This is a genomic window from Streptococcus parasanguinis, assembly GCF_001074805.1.
Taxonomy (GTDB): domain Bacteria; phylum Bacillota; class Bacilli; order Lactobacillales; family Streptococcaceae; genus Streptococcus; species Streptococcus parasanguinis_A.
On the sequence record NZ_JUPI01000154.1, the window covers coordinates 1 to 479 of the forward strand.

1 protein-coding gene is annotated in these 479 nt (G+C 40.7%); it reads right to left on the minus strand.

Features of this window, described 5'->3' with window-relative positions; genetic code table 11:
* On the minus strand, window positions 1-479 hold a 479-nt coding region (locus tag ADI76_RS10675), incomplete at both ends, for a prealbumin-like fold domain-containing protein (RefSeq protein WP_049516425.1).

Consider the following 479-nt stretch of genomic DNA (forward strand, 5'->3'; position numbering starts at 1 on the left):
ACCAAATCTTTAGCTTGGGTAAAATCACTAGCTGAAACTGTGATAGGATTCGTTAACAATTGGTATCCAGTTGGAGCTGTCAATTCCTTGATAACATAATCTTTCGCTTCAAATCCAATGAAGGTTACAAGACCATTCTCATCTGAAGTAGCAGTCGCTTGACCTTCGCCATATGGGTTAGCTACGGGAGTCGTACCATCTGCCTCATAGAGCCCAAAGACTGCTCCTAGAAGGCCTTTACCTTCCTCGTTCACCTTATGTAATTGAATGTTGTAGAGTTTTAATTCAGGTTTGTCAACAGTCGGAGGAGTTGGTGGAATTGAAGTGAATGGTTTGTTAACGACATTTCCTTTATCCACTACACTGTTTGAAGCAACCAAATCACTAGCTGCGATCTTGATAACTTCATCTGATAATTGGTAACCGTCTGGAGCTGTAAGCTCTCTCACTACATAATCTTTTGCTTCTAATCCTGTAAA